This is a genomic window from Nguyenibacter vanlangensis (assembly GCF_013376155.1).
GTDB classification, from domain to species: domain Bacteria; phylum Pseudomonadota; class Alphaproteobacteria; order Acetobacterales; family Acetobacteraceae; genus Gluconacetobacter; species Gluconacetobacter vanlangensis.
Genome location: NZ_JABXXP010000022.1, coordinates 1 through 17,411, shown reverse-complemented (window position 1 = coordinate 17,411; position 17,411 = coordinate 1). Strand labels below are relative to the sequence as shown.

Sequence of the window (17,411 nt, the reverse complement as noted above, 5' to 3'; positions counted from 1 at the left end):
CGGCTGCAGCCCGTGGCGCCCGGCGCCATGCCGCCGCCCGACATGTGGGCGCGCGTCACGCTGGGGCGCCATGCGACGTCGACCATCGGCAATGCGGACGAAACCGCCGCCTGGGCGCGGGACAATGCGATCCGGTCGCTGATCGTGGTGACGGCGGGGTACCATATCCGCCGCGCGATGATGGAGATCGGCCGGACGCTGCCCGACGTGACGCTGTATCCCTATCCGATCCAGCCGCCGGTTCTGCGCGATCCCTACCATGTGTCGTCGCTGCGGGTGATCGCCACGGAATATGACAAATGGATCCTGGCCAGCCTGGGGCTGGCGCGGGACATGGATGCGTACGGGCGGCGGGACGGCGGGGGGCGGTGATGTCGCCGCCCGGGAAATCCGCCGCCTCGCCTTGAGGGGCTTAAATCTCCATCGATCCTGTCCCCGATGGTCCATGTTCCGAACGGCATGTCAGGCCGCTGCTTGTTTCCCCTTCATCAGGCCTGCGCAGTCAGCAGGATCTTCCCGAATCCCCCGCCGCGTTCCATTTCCGCATGGGCCGCCGCCGCCTGTGCGAACGGGAAGACGCGGTATACCAACGGCCGCAACGTGCCTTGCGCGAACAGCGGCAGGGCGCCCTCGGCGAAGCGGCGGATCATCGCGCGCTTCTCATCCACAGTGCGCGACTTCATGACCGTGCCGATCAGCCGCAGATGGTTGTGCAGCAGGAGATTCAGCGGAATGACCGCGTCGTCTTCCCCGCTCAGAATACCGACCTGCACCAGCCGGCCGCCTGGACGCAGGCTGCGCAGGTTGCGCGCAAGCCAGGCGCCGCCCACGAAGTCGATCACCGCATCCACCCCTCGGCCGTCCGTCTCTTCCCTGATCCGGGCTTCGAAATCCTCCGTCCGATAATCGAACACCATTGCGGCGCCAATCCCCCGGACCGCGTCGAGGCGCGATGCCGGAGCGGTCGCATAGACCCGCGCGCCCAAGGCGTGCGCCACCTGCACCACCGCCGATCCGACACCGCCGGCTGCGGCATGAACCAGCACGCTTTCGCCGGGCGCCAGCGCCGCGAGATGGGACGCCGCCTCCCAGGCGGTGACGAAGGATTCCATGATCGCGCCGGCATCAACCAGCGAAACCCCATCGGGCACCCGTGCCGCCATCCCCTGGTCGACGCGCGCGAACGCGGCATAGGCGCCGCCGCCGACGATCGCCATAACCCGTTCGCCTGGACGGAACGCCGTCACCGCGCAGCCGGTGGCGACCACCTCGCCGGCCAGTTCCAGGCCAAGCAAAGCGCTCTCGCCGAAATGCCGATCGCCGTAGAAGCCCTCGCGCTGCATCAGGTCGGCACGGTTTACCCCAGCCGCCGCGACCCGGACCAGCAGGTCGTCCGGACGCAATTCCGGCATCGGCACGTCGGCCAGATGCAGCATTTCGGGCGCCCCGAAGCGATCATAAACGACGCCCTTCATCACACGGTCTCCGCCTGGCGGGCCAGCGCGCGACGCGCGATGGACGCGGCAAAGAGCGGCGTCTCGCGGCGGTTATGATCACCGCCCGCCGCCTGACGCGCGGCAGCGACGTCGTCATAGGCCAAGCCGTGCGCGATGATGAACTGCATGAAATCCTCGGTGGGATGCGCGGTGACGCGATTGATGTATCGCGTGCGCTTGCCGTCGATCGCCTCGGCGATCAGTTCCCAGACGACATTGACCTGCGTGCGGCCGTTGGGCGTGAACACGTCGGAGATCGAATTCATCCGGCAATAGCTCGGAGTCGCCTCCTCGGCCACGTAATGCTGAACGACCAGCCCGGTGCCGATCATCTCGACATTGATCGACATGCGACGGCCATCCTCGGTGGTCGTGATGCCTGCCGCGATATGGTCGGGCGCGCAGCAGCGTAGATATTCCGTCTCCGGCAGGGTGAACAGCCAGTCGGCGATGTCGATCCGTTCCAGGGGAAGATCGATTTCGGCGCTGTAGGCGGACTGCGACAGAATATGATCGGTAAGGGCGACCATGATCCGAGACTCCTTTTCTTTTCGGTTCATGCCGGGGAGGGAGAGCCGTCCTCATCCGGTGGCCGGACCATGCGCCTGGCGGCGGTTCGTGATAACGCTCGGCGGATCTGAAACGGTTTTGCGCGGGACGCAAAGACAGGGGATGCAGCGTGAAGGATCCACGGTTCGCCGAACATCTGGCCGCCTTCGTGGATGTCGTGCGCGGCGGCAGTTTTTCGGCCGCCGCACGCCGGCGGGGCATGACACCCTCTGCGATCGTGCGCCAGATCGACGCGATGGAGCATGGGCTGGGCGTGACCCTGCTGGTGCGCTCGACCCGTGCCCTGACCCCGACCGACGCGGGCCGGCACCTGTTCGAACGCGGGCAGCGCCTGCTGGATGACCTGACCGACATCCACGCCGAGATCGCCGCATTCGACGGCGCTGTGGAAGGTATCCTGCGGCTGGCCTGCTTTCCGACCTTCGGCAAGCGCTACGTTATTCCAGTCCTGGAAGAGCTGATGATTGCCCATCCCGGCCTTGCGGTGGAACTCGACCTGACGGAGCGGATGGCGGACCCGGTGCTTGACCGGCTGGACGGCGTGATCCGTATCGGCGACCTGGCCGACAGCACGTTGATCGCAACCCGGCTGGCCGAGACGGCGCGCCTGCTTGTCGCCAGCCCCTCCTATCTGGCGACACATGGCATGCCGGAACGGGCTGCGGATCTGACGGTCCATCGCCTGCTCGACAAGTTGCATGGCGGCGACCTGCTGGGCTGGGCCGATGTGCTGGGCGGACCCGGGGCCGACGGCGCGGCATGCGCCTTCCGTTCGGACGATTTCGAGGCGCTTCGGCTGGCGGCCCTCGGTCATATGGGGGTCGGGTTTCTCCCGGCCTGGGTGGTCTGGGCCGACGTGCGAGCGGGTACGCTCGTCCGGCTATCGTGCGATGGCGAGCCCTGGAATGCCCGTCGCGCGGGAATCCACCTGCTGCGCGCCCTGCCGCGCCCTTCTCCACGGCTGAAGCTATTCACCGACGCCTTGCGGACTCATATCGGGTCCCCTCCCCTCTGGGAGTCCTGGACATCTCAGCATGCCGACGGGCGGCGGGAGAACGGGGGGCGGTGAGCGATCCGGCTCATCGCGGATATGGATGAGCTGGGGAGAGCATCCGGCGGCAAGCGATGAATGCCGAGCGGGCCGCTCCCTCTTCCCCGGGCGGGGTTTTCACAAATGTTTCGGGCCGTAATGTGCATGCCAGGGCCGTTCCGGCTTCCTTCCTCCAGCCCTTTCTGCGAGATCGGCCGCCAGATGTCCGGGTTTGAATATTTTTCGATCGCCGCCCTGCTGATCGTGTTCGGGCTCTGCCTGTCGCTGCTTCTCTTCCAGGGCATTACCGGGGTTCCGCCGCTGTCGTCGCGTTCGGTCGAGGCCGCCGATGTCGTCGCGCTGTTGAAAGAGGCCGGTCTGGCCGAACACGCGATCGTGTATGAGCTGGGCTCCGGCTGGGGCGCGCTGGTGATCGCACTGGCGCGCGCCTTTCCCACGGCCCGGATCCGGGGGATCGAAATATCGCCCCTTCCCTATTGGATTGCGCGCCTGCGGACCCGCAACATGTCCAACGTGTCGCTGCGGAGGGGGAATTTTTACGATTGCGACCTGACGGATGCGGCGGGCGTGACGTGCTATCTGATGATCAAGCCGATGCCGAAACTGGCGGGGTTCCTCGATCGCATGCTCGCGCCCGGCACGCCGGTGGTCTCGCTCTCCTTCCGGTTCCGCGACAGGGTGGTGGCCGCGTCCCGGGACACCGCCGGGCCTCTCGGCGCGGCGGCGCTGTATGTCTGGCCCGCGCGCCGGGCCGATGCTCCGGCGGATTGACGATCTTCGTCGCTTGATCGGCCCGCGCGCTGCGGCCAGGATGGATTGGCTGAAATCCTTCGGATCGCGTGCCGTGGGTGGCGCGAGTGGCCAGGAGATGTCGGGGCGGGGAGGACGAGATGCCGCGTGCTGCAGGGGATCGTGCGATGTCGGGGTTCCGTCCCGTTCCATCGCGCTGTCCATCGATCGAGGCCGCCGGGGAACCCGCCGATGCGCGTGTCCGGCAGGTCGGCTTGCCGCCGGCGTCACGGCTGCGTTCGACCTATGCCCGCGCCGATTTTGCCGACGCGTTTTCAGTGGATCTGCCGGATGCCGCGTCCCATGATGTGGAGGTGCTCGCGCGGCACGTCTTCGCGCAGCCTGCCGCGTGGGTCGCGATGCTGCTGAGAATCCGGGACGGTCTCGTACGGCCCTTCGGCATTCGGAGCACGGCCGGGCTTCGGGCCGGTGGCGGCGACCGGATCAATTTTTTTCGGGTGTTCGCGCGGCATGATGGCGAAATCATCATCGGCGAGGACGATGCGCATCTCGATTTCCGCGTGTCGCTGCTCGTGCAGCCGGCCTCTCAAGGGCAGCCCCGCCGGCTGACGGTGACCACGCTCGTCTTCTATAATCGTCTGCTGGGGCACGCGTATATTGCCCTTATCCTGCCGTTTCATCGCAGGGTGGTGCGCGCTGCGCTGGATCGCGCCCGGCAGCGCGGGTGGCCGGCCCGGTAGCGGCGATCCCGCCATGCGGCGGGCTTGGGGAAGGACGTGAATATGCCGCGCAAGAACGAAACCGAGCGCCGGATCGATACTGGCGCGATCGATATTGGCGCGATCGACGATGCCGTGCTCGCGCTGCTGTCCCTGACGCTGGATCGTGACGGCCGCGCCTGGAAAGGTTTCGACTGGGACGTGCTCGACCGTCTTTACCAGAAGGGCCTGATCGGCAACCCGGTCGGCAAGGCGAAATCCGTCGTGCTGACCGACGAGGGCATCGCCCGGTCGCGCGCGTTGTTCGAACGGTTGTTCATGCGAGACGGCAAGACGTGACCGGGAGGGCCTGACGTCCGGAGGGCGAGCGCTCTCGACAGCGTGGGGTGGGCGGCCTATGGGATGCCCTTGGCCGTCGCTTCGCCGCGCCGGATGGAAAGAGAGAGAGGGCTTCCCCGCATGTCGTCCGGCACACAGGGCCCGCCGCGGCAGGTTTCCCACCTGCCCCCGAGTCTGACGATCTGCGCGGTGGACGACATCACGCCGCAGCTTGCGGCGGATGCGCTGCGACGGTCATGCCTGAAAATGCGGTTCGACAGGGCCGTGCTTCTGTCGTCGGCGCGGCCTGCGACGCTTGCGGCGGGGATCGAGCATGTCGCCATTCCCGCCCTTGCCAGCCGGGACGCGTATTCGCGCTTCATTCTGCGCGATCTTCATCATCATATCGACACGACCCATGTGCTGATCGTGCAATGGGACGGTTTCGTGCTGGATGGTACGGCGTGGGACGGGGCGTTCGCGGCCTATGACTATATCGGCGCGGTATGGGATTGGCATACGCAGCGCCGGGTCGGGAATGGCGGTTTCTCCCTTCGGTCGCGCAAGCTGCTGAAGGCGGTGGCGGAGATCGCGCCTGAGCAGACGGCCGGGCTGGGCGAGGACGAGATGGTCTGTCGCGTGCTGGCCGCCCGGCTGGAGAGCGAATTCGGCATCGTTTTCGCGCCGGAGGCCCTGGCCCGCCGTTTCGCGTACGAGCGCGCGCTGCCGGATGGACGGACCTTTGGATTCCATGGTTTTTTCAATCTGTGGCGCCATCTTGGCGATGACGAGCTGCTTGAGATCACCGCGGCACTGCCCGTGGGCCTGGTCAGGAGCCGTGAATTTCTGGAATATGCGGCCTGCTGCCTGGCGGTGAAAAAATATTCGGCCGCGCATGCCGCCATGCGGCGGCTGCTGGCCTGCGTGGGCGGGGACGGGCTGGACGCGCATTTCCGTCAGGCCGGCGTGGCGCCGGAATTTGCGAAAATGCTTTTGGAGATATAGGGCGGACTGCGATGGGGTGGAACAGCCCATCAACGAAGCCCTGTCGGCTTCGGATTACCACTATGTCGATCGGCATGCTGCGGCCTTCTATCGAATGGAACTCTCCATGTGGAGGGAAAACAAACGGTCTTCCCAGAACTACGGAATCAGCCGTTCCGCACGCAATTTAGCGAACAGGTCGAAGAACGAATCCGGCGTATACTGATAATCTGAGAAACCCGCGCGCCGCGTCTTGCTCATATCGGTGACGCATTCTACGGGGCGGCCGAGATCGGCATCGGTATGCCACGCCGAGGCGACACGATTGATATCAGGCTCTGCCAAACCATCTCGTTGCGCCATGCTCGTCCAGAGCGTGGCGTCGCCGGCAAGCATTGCTTCCAGTGACAGCGCGGTTTCAGGATAGGGCGCGGCCTTGATTCCGAACCATGCCGCCAATTGTGGCCAGAGCCATTTCCAGCGAAAAACGTCGCCGTTGACGATATTGAAATCCTGGTTCCGCGCGGCGGCGTCTGCCCCCGCCCAATGCAGGTGCCGGGCAAGCTGGCGCGCGTCCGTGACATCCGTCAGACCATGCCACTGATTGGGTGAGCCGGGGAATATGAACGGCCGCCCGGTCTCGCGGCAAATGCTGGCATAAACGGCCAGGGTCGAGCCCATGTTCATTGCATTGCCGACGGCATGGCCAATGATTGTACTTGGCCGATGCACGCTCCAGGAAAAACCATGGCGTGCCGCCGCCGCGAACAGGGCGTCTTCCTGATCGTAATAGAAATTCGCGATCGGCAGGCGCGGCATCTCCTCACGAAACGGTGTCTGCACGCCCCCGCCCTGGGCATAGGCTTCGAACGGGCCGAGATAGTGCTTGAGCCCCGTCGTGAGGGCAGCGTGACGAATCAGCCCCGAATCGGGTAGCGCCTCGAAGACGTTTCGCACCATCGCGCCGTTTACCCGGCAATTCTCGGCCTCGGTCGCCATCCGCATCCACGAACAGAAATAGACATGGCTGGGCTGAATTGCGGCCAGAGCCGTCCTTAGCGCGTCCAAATCCAGCAGATCCGCCGCGATGGGAATCACCCCGTTTACGTCCCGCCGGGGACGGCGGGCCAGGCCGTAGACGACCCAGCCCTCGGCGACCAGCCGGGCCGCGAGGTTCTGTCCCACGATCCCCGTGGCACCGATGATCAATGCGCTATGCGACATACCAGTCTCCTTCGAAAAAATCAGACGGCCGGAGGATTCAGACGCGCGAACGCGGCCTGGCGATAATAGGGGAAATACGGATAGGCAGCTTCTGTCCGGCTGGCCCTATCCAGACGCTCCGTCTGTTCGGCTGTCAGACTCCATCCGATTGCGCCCAGGTTCTGGCGCAACTGCGCCTCATTGCGTGCTCCGATGATGACCGAGGCAACCGTGGGCCGTGACGTCAGCCAGTTGAGCGCGATCTGCGGCACGGCCTTGCCCGTTTCACGCGCGATCTCGTCCAGCACGTCGAGAACACGGAACAGACGCGCGTCATCGACCGGCGGCCCGAATTCGGCCGTCTGGTTCAGTCGGCTATCCGCCGGGAGTTTCTCGCCGCGTTTCAGTCGTCCGGTCAGTCTCCCCCACCCCAGGGGGCTCCAGACCAATGCGCCGACGCCCTCCTCGCGTCCGAGCGGCATCAGTTCCCATTCGTAATCGCGGCCGACCAGCGAATAGTAAACCTGGTGGGCGACATAGCGCGGCCAGCCATGCCGATCCGCCATTCCCAACGATTTTGCCAGTTGCCAGCCGGAGAAATTGGAGACGCCAACATACCGGACCTTCCCGGCGCGCACGAGGCCGTCCAAGGTCGCAAGCACTTCCTCGAACGGCGTTCCGGCGTCGAAGGCATGAAGTTGGAGCAGATCGACATAGTCGGTCCCCAGACGCTTCAGCGCGGCTTCGACGGCTGAAATCAGCCGTGCGCGAGACGTGCCCGCCTCCATCGGCCCATCGCCCATCGGCAGGCCGGTCTTGGTGGAAATCAGCACCTTGTCGCGCCTGTTACGGATCGCCTCTCCCAGCACCTCTTCCGACGCGCCGTCGGAATAGACATCCGCCGTGTCGAACAGAGTAACGCCGGCATCCAGACAGATGTCGATCAGACGCCGTGCTTCTGTGGCATCGGTCGTGCCCCAGGCACCGAACAGCGGTCCCTTGCCACCAAAGGTACCGGCACCAAAGCTGATTACCGGAACCTTGAGGCCGGACTTCCCGAGCGATCGATAGTCCATTCCGTTTTCCTTTCGATCTCGCGCATTCGAATGCCGTGGGGAGACAGGATAAGGGTAAGGAAATTCGTGATATAGAGTGCCGCATGGAACATCATTTGTGATATGAAAGACCGAATGGCACCTATCGATATCAATCGCTCGCGGGAAATGATGGTGTTCGTCCACGTCGTGGAACAGGGCGGCTTCTCGGCTGCCGCAAAGATGTGCCGAATGACGCCGTCGGCGGTCAGCAAGCTGATCGCCCGTCTCGAAACCCGTCTGAGCGCGCGGCTCGTCAACCGTTCGACACGGCGTTTTCAGCTTACGCCCGAGGGTTGCGCCTTCTACGAGCGCGCCACGCGCATTCTGGCGGATATCGAAGACGCGGAAAGGAACGCGGGGGCCGGCGAACGGCCTTTCGGGCGTGTCCGACTGACGACGAGCGCGTCTTACGCCATCCATATTCTCGCACCGATCCTGCCCGACTTTCTCGACCTCTATCCCGACATCACGCTGGATATCGTCCAGACGGACACGGTGGTCGATCTTCTTTCGGAACGAACCGACGTGGCGGTCCGGGCCGGACCGCTCAAAAATTCAAGCCTTGTCGCACGCAAGCTGGGCGAGACGCCATCGGTCATCGCTGCCGCGCCCGGTTATCTGAACCGTTTCGGCGTGCCGGACACCATCGCCGATCTCGAACGGCATCACCGGCTGAGTTTTGGCTATAGTCGAGCGATTGATGGCTGGCCCTTGAAGCAGCACGGCGGAACGCTCGTATATCCCGTGTCCGGTCGCATTCAGGCCAGTGACGGCGAGGCGCTACGGCAACTCGCGTTAAACGGGAATGGCCTCGCCCGTCTGGCTCTCTTCACGGTGCGCGACGACATCGCAGCCGGGCGACTGGTTCCCGTCCTAGAAACGTTCAATCCTGGCGATCACGAGACGTTCTACGCCGTCCATGCCGGCGGGAGCGGTCCGCTTCCATCCCGCGTCAGGGCGTTGCTCGACTTCCTCGCAGCGCGGGGGCGCGTGGCATGAGGTATCGTACGGTCCGGGATACTTGACGGTTACGCCGCACGATTGAGCTCGTGATCGAAAATGCCGATTAAACAAGTTCACGTCGCGCACGACACGGCCTGCCTCACCGATTCGCCGGTGAGACAATTACTGGGACAGCATGGGAATTCAACGGATAAGCTATCGCAAGTCCGCGAGGCGGTGCTGCTGAACGATCTTCTCGTGTGATACGCTTATGGGCCAACTCGCCGGACGGAGAACGAAAGCACCGATGAACCCATTGGACGATTTCCTGCCGCGCTTCGATTTCAGCGAGCGACACAGCATAGAGATCTGTGCCCCGGCCAGCCGAATCATGAACGCGGTGACCGTCTGGCGGAACGATGACGATCCGCTGGTTCGCGCCGCCATCCGCCTGCGGGAGATGCCCACCCGGCTGTTCGGTCGCGCGCGGCAGCAGAATCTGGACCTCGCCGACTTCACGGTGCTGGAACGGCGGGGCGACACGGCACTGATCTATGGCCTCATCGGCTCGTTCTGGCAGGCGGATTACGGGCTGCGCGACATCCCCTCGACGGAAGCCTTCCTCGCCCCTCGGCATGACGGCGTCTGCAAGCTTGCCCTTGGCTTCTCCATCCAGTCGGGTCCGGGGAGCACCAACCGACTGGTGACGGAAACCCGCGTGCTTTGCGTCACGGACCGGGCCAGGCACCATTTCGCGCCCTACTGGTATCTGATCCGTCCGGTCAGTGGCCTGATCCGCCGCCGTATGCTCACGGCCATCCGGGATCGATCAGAGTCTCCGTCCCGTCACCATCCACAGGCGGCATTGCCATGAAGCTCTACGATTACCCCACCGCCCCCAATCCACGGCGTGTGCGCTTCTTCGTCGCCGAGAAGGGGCTGACGATCCCGACCGTCACGGTCGATCTGGCCAAGCGCGAGCAGTTCGCGTCCACATTCCGTGTCCTCAATCCTTCCTGCACCGTGCCTGTACTGGAACTGGACGACGGCACCGCGATCAGCGAGGTGACCGTCATTTGCCGGTATCTGGAGGAATTGCATCCCGATCCTCTTCTGATGGGTGACACGGCAGAACAGCGCGCCGTCATCGGCATGTGGGACCGGCGCATGGAAATCGACGGCTATCTCGCCGCGATGGAAGCCGTGCGGAACAGCCTGCCAGGGTTGGCGGGGCGTGCGCTCGTTGGACCGCATGGCTATGCGCAAATCCCGGAGCTTGCCGCCCGCGGACGCCAGAGGCTGGCCGATTTCATGGCCGACCTGAACATTCGGCTGCGCGACGTACCCTATGTCGCGGGCGATGCCTTCTCGATCGCCGACATCACGGCGTTCGTCACCTTGAATTTTGCCCGCGACCGCCTGAAGCTGGCATTACTGGAAGAAGCTGCTGCCCTGCACGCTTGGTTCGCGCGCGTCGCAGGACGGCGAGGAGCGCAAGCATGACAGCTTTGCCAATCAGCACCTTGAGTCCCGCTGCCATAAGAGTGCGTCGTTCGACGCATGCTTCCATGTCGTGACGGGTGGCCCCGGTTCCGGCAAGACAACGCTGCTCAAGGCTCTGGCTCGGCAAGGCATTCCTCATATGCCGGAAGCGGGACGCGCCATCATCAGAGACCAGATCGAAATCGGCGGCACAGCGCTCCCATGGCGGAACCGCCACGCTTTCGCTGAATTGATGCTAAGCTGGGAGCTACGCTCCTGGCATGAGGCATCCAGACGGAATGGACATATCCTGTTCGATCGCGGCATCCCAGATGTCATCGGATATCTCCGCCTGTGCGATCTTCCCGTTCCATCCCACCTTGATACTGCGGCGCGACGCTTCCGTTATCAACAGGTATTCATTGCCCCGCCGTGGGCGGAAATTTACACTCAGGACGCCGAACGAAAGCAGACCTTCGAAGAATCCAGCGCTACCTATGACGTTATGATCGAGACTTATCAACATTATGGCTATACCTTGAGGGAGCTTCCTCGGACACCCGTCGAAGATCGGACAAATTTCGTGATGCGAATTTTAAGAGGAAATACACCCCCCATAAGATTGATGCATGATTGAATAATGATGCCAGACCATTCCAATAAGTTTACAAAACTGAACAACGTGTTCACCGACGACGGCACAAACGTCCGCCGACAGAGCGCATCAATTTTTTCGAGGAGCACGCGGCAATCGTCTCCGCATGTGCGAAGCGCGATTTCGAAGCTGCGGCCCAGCATTTGCGCCGTCATCTCACTCAGACGACGGCAAGACTTCTTTCCAAGCCGACAAAGGATCGATCATGAAAATGACCGTTGAGGTACATTGGGATCGCGGCGGAGCGATCTTCACCGACAAGCGCTACAGCCGCGCTCACATTTGGCGCTTTGACGGCGGACAGGTCGTGCCGGCATCGGCTTCGCCGCATATCGTTCCGCTTCCTTATTCGGTCGAGGCCAATGTCGATCCGGAAGAGGCCTACATCGCGGCAATTTCGAGCTGTCACATGTTGTGGTTTCTCTCCATCGCGGCTCCCAAGCGGATCGTTGTAGAAAGCTATACCGACAATGCGACCGGCGTGATGGAGAAGGTCGACGGAAAGATGATTGTCAGCCGCGTCGAACTGAATCCGACCATCATCTATGCGGGAGAGCCGCCGACCGCCGAAATGCAGGCGGAACTGCATCATCTAGCGCATGAACAGTGTTTTATCGCCAATTCCGTCAAAACGGAAATTACCATGGCGAGATGAGGAGTCTTCAGCGCATTCGTTGACTGGCGCAGAGGCTGTCAGGCATCGGGGGCGGACGGTCCCAATATCCAGATGATCGACAGCACCTGCGTTCGCGCTCATCAGCAGGCCGCGACGGCAAAAAGGGGGATCGAGATCATTGTCTTGGTCGATCACGCGGCGGGCTTACGCCCAAAATCCATGTTGTGGCAGACGCGCAAGGACTTCCGATCCGACTCGGTCTCACTGCTGGGCAGGCGCATGACGGACAGATCGTCGATACGCTTCTCGATCATCTGGGACCTCGCACCATCGTGTTGGCTGACAAAGCCTATGACGCCGACCGCATCCGCGAACTGATCCAAGAGCAGGGTGCCACGCCCGACATCCCTCCAAAGAGCAGCCGGCGCTGGAAGCCGTGCTTCAGCAAGCGGCTCTGCCGCGAGCGCAATCTTATTGAGCGCTTTTTCTCCAAGCTGAAGCACTTCCGTCGCGTTGCCACTCGCGTCGCGTCGTCCCGACGCGTTGTCCCTCCCCCAGCATGACGCAAACGCGAACATCCGGAAAGGACGCGGATTACGCGAGCCGGGCTTGCCGGGTGAGGCGGGCTCGTCCAAGGTTCGAACGTGTTCCCGGCACCGCTTCACTGGACTATCGCCTGATGGCAACCATAGTGGCGAGGAGATCAAGATGTTCAGCAGACAGGCTCGGATCTCGGGTTTCGGCGCGGGGCGCAGGATTGCGACGACGGCACGCGGTCATGACGTGCTGCGTGATCCCGCCCTTAACAAGGGCACTGCGTTCACGCGTCAGGAGCGGGCCGCGCTTGGCCTGAACGGGCTGCTTCCGCCGGCCGTCACGACGGACATGGAGCCCCAACTTGCGCGCGCCTACCGGGCGTACAGAGCGGCGCCGACGGATCTGGCGAAGCATATCTACATGTGGCGCCTGCACGACGACAACGTCACGCTGTTCTATGCGCTTCTGCAGCGGCATATGATGGAAATGCTGCCCGTCGTGTATGATCCGGTCGTCGGGGAGGCAATCGAGAATTACAGCGAGGTGATGACGCGGCCGCGCGGCGTGTTCCTCAGCATCGACGATCCCGACAGCGTCGAGGAAAGGCTGGCGGCGTTCGGTGCCGGGGCCGACGATATCGATCTTCTCGTCGCGAGCGATGCCGAGGAAATCCTCGGTATAGGCGATTGGGGATCCAACGGCATCGATATCTCGATCGGTAAGCTGGCTGTCTACACCGCGGCGGCGGGGGTCGATCCGCATCGCGTCGTTCCGGTGATTCTGGATGTCGGGACAGACAACGAAAAATTGCTGAACGATCCGCTTTATATCGGCTACCGGCACAGTCGCGTCCGCGGCGATGCCTATGATGCGTTCATCGACGCCTATGTCACCGCGGCACGAAAGCTTTTCCCGAAGGCCATGCTGCACTGGGAAGATTTCGGTTCGACCAATGTGCGTCGCATCCTGGATCGTTATCGGAACACCGTTCCGACCTTCAACGATGACGTACAGGGCACGGGAGCCATCGTTCTGGGCGCCCTGATCAACGCCGTCGAACGCAGCGGGGCGTCATGGGCCGATCAGCGCGTGGTCATCCTCGGGGCCGGGACGGCGGGTGTCGGCATCGCCGACCAGATCCGCGACCAGATGGTCCGTCACGGGGTGGGCCGGCAAGACGCCGTGCGACGGATCTGGCTGGTGGATCTTCCCGGTCTGTTGACCGATGGCATGGGCGACGACCTGCTTGATTTCCAGAGGGATTACGCGCGACCGGAGGCGGAAATCGCGCAGTATCCACGGACGCCGTGCGAAACGTTGCCCGCGACGGAAACGCGCTGGCCGGCCATGGCCGGGCTTCGCGCCAAGATCGCCGCGGCCCCCGGCATCATCGATCTCGCGACGGTCGTGAAGGCCGTGCATCCGACCATCCTGATCGGGACCTCGACGACGCCGCACCTGTTCACCGAAGCCATCGTACGTGACATGGCGTCTCACGTTGAACGGCCGATCATCCTGCCGCTGTCGAACCCGACGCAACTGCATGAGGCCACGCCCACGCAGTTGATCGAATGGACTGACGGAAAGGTTCTGGTGGCGACCGGCGCGCCGTTCGACGATGTCGAACACAAGGGCGTCACCTACACGATCGGGCAGGCCAACAATGCCGCGCTCTATCCGGGCCTGGGTTTCGGGACCATCGTCTCGCGCGCGACAACGGTGTCCGACGCGATGATTTTCGCGGCCGCGCAGGCCGTGGCCGGGCAGGCCACGGACACGGCGCCCGGCGCCGCCCTGCTGCCGTCGAACGAAGATTTGCGGGAGACGTCCAGCGTCGTCGCCGTGCAGGTGGCGCGCAAGGCGATCGAACAAGGGCTGGCACAGGAGAAGCCCGACAATATCGTCGAAGCCGTCCGCGAGCGGCAATGGTGGCCCGTTTACAATCCGGTCGAGGCTGTCTGAGCAGGCTGCCTGAGTCCGGGCCGCTTGTTGCGATCAAGCCCGACGCCTCCATGAGAGCATCTTCACCTGTTCAAACGAGTCCGTTTGAAAAGGGTCTGCTCTGGACGAAGACCGCGAGGCGTTCGAACGGCGGCCGGGTCGGATCGCTGAGACTGATCAGCCGCCCGTCAAGCGGCGGCTCGTGATCGACGAGGACGCGAGGCTGATTGAAATCGTCCGCGAACGCCTCTCCGACCCCGCGCCGCGCCATCGCATGGCGCTGGCGGAATTGAAGGTCTCATCCGGATGGCTGAATACGCGATCGAATTCGACGATCGCGCACTCCGGCAATGGGACGATCTGGACGGGAGCGTTCGCGCCGCAGTGGTTGCAGCAGGTTCCGTTCTGATGGGCGATACAGGATTGCTCGGGAGGTGAAAGCTGCTGTTTCATTTGGCGGTCACGGATTTTTCTCCGCCGTCAGGGCGTTCTGCTGGTCGGGGCGTGCCGCGAGATAGGCCGCGATGGCCTGATGGCTTTCGTTGACCATCCGTTCGAGCGCCGCGATCTGTTCGTCTTTCTGTTTGAGTGTCTGAAGCAGGGCATTGATGATCTGCATGTCGGGCGTCATGTCGAACGGTTTCTGGAGCACGCCGATATCGGGCGCCGCGCGGACGCCGCCCGCGCCCGGCAGGGTGCTGCTGATCGGCACCGCATCGGCGGTGCCGGCGCCCTTGCGGAAGACCAGCACCATGTCGTTCCAGCCATCCGCCGAGCGTGGCGCGACGAAGCTTTCCATCAGGTGCACGTCCATTCCCTGCCGCCGGCCCCAGGTGACGAGGGACAGTCCGCAGTCCGGATAAAACCGCCAGCAATCCCGCGGATAGGGATGGTACCAGCCATTGCTCGGCGCGTTCACGTAAAGATAGCCGCCGGGACGGAGCACGCGCAGCGTTTCGAGGAAAACCAGCCAGAACATGTCGCTATGTTCGAAGCAGGAAGAGCTGACCACCGCGGAAAAGGTGCAATCATCAAACGGCAGGACATAGGGGTCCGCGAGCACGAGATCGACGCCGGGGCCGGCGTCCATATCGACGCCGGTATAACGCATTGCCGGACTGCAAACGGAACGCAGCGATCCGTTGACGTCCATCGATCCGAGGTCAAGGATGTGAGGGTCCTCGGCCCCCGAAGCATAATGCATGAAGAAACGGCGGCCAAGTTCAAGGGCTGTATCGTGCACTTGCAAAATTCCTGTTGCATCGTCCCGGCATTGAGACGCCCGCCGGTGAAAAACATCCACGCGCGTCTGGTGATATCCGCTTCCCGTTACGAATAATAGCCTCGACCGGACAGGGGAACGCCTGAAGCCTGACATGCCCCCGGAGGGAGGCGGCGGGATGCGAAAGCCGGCATCGCCGGAAGGTTCGTCTTCTGCAACCGGACGGAGAAGGCCACGCTTGTGGAGATGATGGTCGCCTGAATAGAGAGGATGGACCGACCCATTCCAGGCGGGACCATGTCATGCCGTCGACCGGAGGCTCGCTATGACCCCCATCATTACCGTCTTCAGACGATCGCCCGATCGCGGCAGGGGACTGGCGCGTGACATGCGCGTTCGCTGGGCGCTTGAAGAGGTGGGCCAGCCTTATGACGTTCGCCCCGTTTCGTTCGCTGAGATGAAGGAGGCCGCGCATCTGGCGCTTCAGCCTTTCGGCCAGATTCCGACCTATGAGGACGGCGGCCTCGTTTTGTTCGAGAGTGGGTCGATCGTGTTGCATGTCGCCGAGCGCCATGCGGGCCTGCTGCCGGACGATGCCGATGCGCGGGCGCGGGCGATCACCTGGATGTTCGCCGCACTCAACACGGTGGAGCCGCCGATCCTCGAACTCGCGACCGCCAGGCTTCTGGAGAGCGACAAGCCCTGGAGCGCGGCGCGCCTGCCGCTGGTCGAGGGGCGCGTTCGTGACCGGCTGAAGCCGCTTTCCGATCGCCTTGCCGATGCCGAATGGCTTGATGGCGCATTCAGTGCGGGCGACCTGATGATGGTGTCGGTGCTGCTCCGGCTGAGGGCGTCGGGTCTTCTGGACGACTACCCGAACCTGGCCGCCTATGTTGCCCGCGGCGAGGCGCGGCCCGCCTACAAGCGGGCTTTTGCCGCGCAATACACGCCCCCGGCCGGGGAGCGGGGATGACCGTGACGTCCGTCCCGTCCGTCCGGCTTTAGCCATCGGCGTGCGCTGGCCGGGGCTGAGGAGGGCGAGCCGGGATTGCATATTCCCTTTCGCGCCGAATAATGGCCCGCTCGACGTCCATGGAGGGAGACGGGCATGGAGGAAAAGACGGGATGACGATACGCATGGTGCTGGGCTGTGCCGCGCTGGTGATGGGCCTGGGCGCGGGAGCGGCGCGGCCGGCCCTGGCCTGGGGTGGCAATGGGCATGCGATCGTCGCCGATATCGCCGAGGCGCGCCTGAGCCCGGCCGCCGCGCGGCAGGTGGACGATCTGCTGGCCCTGGAAGGCCATCGGACGATGGACCAGATCGCCTCGTGGCCCGACAGCATCGGCCATATTCCGCCTGAGCGGGGCGGGGCGCCGGAGACCCTGCCGTGGCATTATGTCGATATCGACGTCGCCGCCCCCGGCTATGCCGCCGCCGATTGTCCGGACGGGAATTGCGTGGTGGCGCGCCTGCCGGACCTGCTGCGCGTGCTGGGCGACGCGCACGCCCCGCGCGCGAAGCGGCTGGCGGCTCTGAAATGGGTGGTGCATCTGGTGGGCGACATCCATCAACCGCTGCATGCCGCCGAACGCGACCATGACAAGGGCGGCAACATGGTCAAGGTCAGCTATTTCGGCGAGACGCGGAACGGGCACCTGAATTTGCATTCCCTGTGGGACGAGGGGATTCTGGAACACGAAACCGGCCTGACGACCGGCCCGCATTACGCGATCGACCTGGCCCGCGCGCGGCAGGAGGCCGCCATCCTGAACGACGCGATCACGCCGGGACAGGCGGCGGCCTGGGCCCCGCAGGGCCTGCCCGGAT

General features: G+C 63.8%; 19 protein-coding genes and 3 pseudogenes. 17 read left to right on the top strand and 5 right to left on the bottom strand.

Annotated elements, in window-relative coordinates; genetic code table 11:
* On the top strand, positions 1-372 hold a 372-nt coding region (locus HUK84_RS03405; RefSeq protein ID WP_176638982.1), incomplete at its 5' end, for a YdcF family protein.
* Between the two features lie 116 nt (positions 373-488).
* Here the strand turns inward: HUK84_RS03405 and HUK84_RS03400 are convergent.
* Together HUK84_RS03400 and HUK84_RS03395 are read right to left on the bottom strand one after the other, a co-directional pair.
* Positions 489-1,475: an NAD(P)H-quinone oxidoreductase gene (locus tag HUK84_RS03400; RefSeq protein ID WP_176638981.1), complete on the bottom strand. Its 987-nt coding sequence runs from the start codon at positions 1,473-1,475 to the stop codon at positions 489-491.
* A complete protein-coding gene (locus tag HUK84_RS03395; RefSeq protein WP_176638980.1) occupies positions 1,475-2,026 on the bottom strand; it encodes a hypothetical protein in 552 nt (183 codons plus the stop codon). Before HUK84_RS03395 ends, HUK84_RS03400 begins: the two co-directional genes overlap by 1 nt.
* A gap of 149 nt (positions 2,027-2,175) precedes the next feature.
* Here HUK84_RS03395 and HUK84_RS03390 point away from each other — a divergent pair, with 149 nt between their 5' ends.
* From HUK84_RS03390 to HUK84_RS03370, 5 genes are all read left to right on the top strand, one after another.
* On the top strand, positions 2,176-3,135 hold the full coding sequence (locus HUK84_RS03390) for a LysR family transcriptional regulator (protein WP_176638979.1): 960 nt from the start codon (positions 2,176-2,178) through the stop codon (positions 3,133-3,135).
* 183 nt (positions 3,136-3,318) lie between these two features.
* On the top strand, positions 3,319-3,888 hold the full coding sequence (locus HUK84_RS03385) for a class I SAM-dependent methyltransferase (RefSeq protein WP_176638978.1): 570 nt from the start codon (positions 3,319-3,321) through the stop codon (positions 3,886-3,888).
* Between the two features lie 146 nt (positions 3,889-4,034).
* Positions 4,035-4,607, top strand: a complete 573-nt coding sequence (locus tag HUK84_RS03380) for a DUF2867 domain-containing protein (RefSeq protein ID WP_176638977.1) — start codon at positions 4,035-4,037, stop codon at positions 4,605-4,607.
* Between the two features lie 42 nt (positions 4,608-4,649).
* Positions 4,650-4,925 carry a DUF6429 family protein gene (locus HUK84_RS03375; RefSeq protein ID WP_176638976.1) on the top strand — a complete coding sequence of 92 codons (276 nt, stop codon included), beginning with the start codon at positions 4,650-4,652 and terminating at the stop codon, positions 4,923-4,925.
* A gap of 120 nt (positions 4,926-5,045) precedes the next feature.
* The gene (locus HUK84_RS03370) at positions 5,046-5,909 is read left to right on the top strand and encodes a DUF5672 family protein (protein WP_246285335.1); all 864 of its coding nucleotides are present in this window, start codon (positions 5,046-5,048) and stop codon (positions 5,907-5,909) included.
* Positions 5,910-6,047: 138 nt separating this feature from the next.
* Here HUK84_RS03370 and HUK84_RS03365 read toward each other — a convergent pair whose 3' ends face one another.
* Both HUK84_RS03365 and HUK84_RS03360 read right to left on the bottom strand, forming a co-directional pair.
* Positions 6,048-7,112 (bottom strand): SDR family oxidoreductase, encoded by a 1,065-nt coding sequence (locus HUK84_RS03365; protein WP_176638975.1) that lies wholly within the window; start codon positions 7,110-7,112, stop codon positions 6,048-6,050.
* 20 nt (positions 7,113-7,132) lie between these two features.
* Complete coding sequence (locus HUK84_RS03360; protein ID WP_176638974.1) at positions 7,133-8,167, bottom strand: aldo/keto reductase; 1,035 nt, start codon at positions 8,165-8,167, stop codon at positions 7,133-7,135.
* Between the two features lie 114 nt (positions 8,168-8,281).
* On the opposite strand from HUK84_RS03360, the gene HUK84_RS03355 reads away from it, so the two are divergent.
* The 9 genes and pseudogenes from HUK84_RS03355 to HUK84_RS23640 all read left to right on the top strand — a co-directional run.
* Positions 8,282-9,187, top strand: coding sequence for a LysR family transcriptional regulator (locus tag HUK84_RS03355; RefSeq protein ID WP_176638973.1), 906 nt, complete (start codon positions 8,282-8,284; stop codon positions 9,185-9,187).
* A gap of 250 nt (positions 9,188-9,437) precedes the next feature.
* Entirely contained in the window at positions 9,438-10,004 is a 567-nt protein-coding gene (locus HUK84_RS03350; protein WP_176638972.1) for a hypothetical protein, read from the top strand.
* Positions 10,001-10,633: a glutathione S-transferase family protein gene (locus tag HUK84_RS03345; protein ID WP_176638971.1), complete on the top strand. Its 633-nt coding sequence runs from the start codon at positions 10,001-10,003 to the stop codon at positions 10,631-10,633. Before HUK84_RS03350 ends, HUK84_RS03345 begins: the two co-directional genes overlap by 4 nt.
* 70 nt (positions 10,634-10,703) lie before the next feature.
* Positions 10,704-11,249 (top strand): AAA family ATPase, encoded by a 546-nt coding sequence (locus HUK84_RS03340; RefSeq protein WP_317135222.1) that lies wholly within the window; start codon positions 10,704-10,706, stop codon positions 11,247-11,249.
* 53 nt (positions 11,250-11,302) lie between these two features.
* A pseudogene (locus tag HUK84_RS23735) lies at positions 11,303-11,476 on the top strand (FCD domain-containing protein); the annotation flags it as partial.
* Entirely contained in the window at positions 11,473-11,922 is a 450-nt protein-coding gene (locus HUK84_RS03330; protein ID WP_176638970.1) for an OsmC family protein, read from the top strand. The pseudogene HUK84_RS23735 and the gene HUK84_RS03330, both read left to right, overlap by 4 nt.
* A 63-nt stretch (positions 11,923-11,985) precedes the next feature.
* A pseudogene (locus HUK84_RS03325) lies at positions 11,986-12,407 on the top strand (IS5 family transposase); the annotation flags it as partial.
* Between the two features lie 184 nt (positions 12,408-12,591).
* Entirely contained in the window at positions 12,592-14,382 is a 1,791-nt protein-coding gene (locus tag HUK84_RS03320; RefSeq protein ID WP_176638969.1) for an NAD-dependent malic enzyme, read from the top strand.
* 142 nt (positions 14,383-14,524) lie between these two features.
* Positions 14,525-14,675 (top strand): annotated as a pseudogene (locus tag HUK84_RS23640) (type II toxin-antitoxin system RelB/DinJ family antitoxin); the annotation flags it as partial.
* A gap of 146 nt (positions 14,676-14,821) precedes the next feature.
* Here the strand turns inward: HUK84_RS23640 and HUK84_RS03310 are convergent.
* Positions 14,822-15,472: a methyltransferase domain-containing protein gene (locus HUK84_RS03310; protein WP_218064184.1), complete on the bottom strand. Its 651-nt coding sequence runs from the start codon at positions 15,470-15,472 to the stop codon at positions 14,822-14,824.
* A gap of 436 nt (positions 15,473-15,908) precedes the next feature.
* Here HUK84_RS03310 and HUK84_RS03305 point away from each other — a divergent pair, with 436 nt between their 5' ends.
* Both HUK84_RS03305 and HUK84_RS03300 read left to right on the top strand, forming a co-directional pair.
* Complete coding sequence (locus HUK84_RS03305; RefSeq protein WP_176638968.1) at positions 15,909-16,556, top strand: glutathione S-transferase family protein; 648 nt, start codon at positions 15,909-15,911, stop codon at positions 16,554-16,556.
* 152 nt (positions 16,557-16,708) lie between these two features.
* The coding region (locus HUK84_RS03300; RefSeq protein WP_176638967.1) for a S1/P1 nuclease at positions 16,709-17,411 on the top strand (703 nt) is incomplete at its 3' end.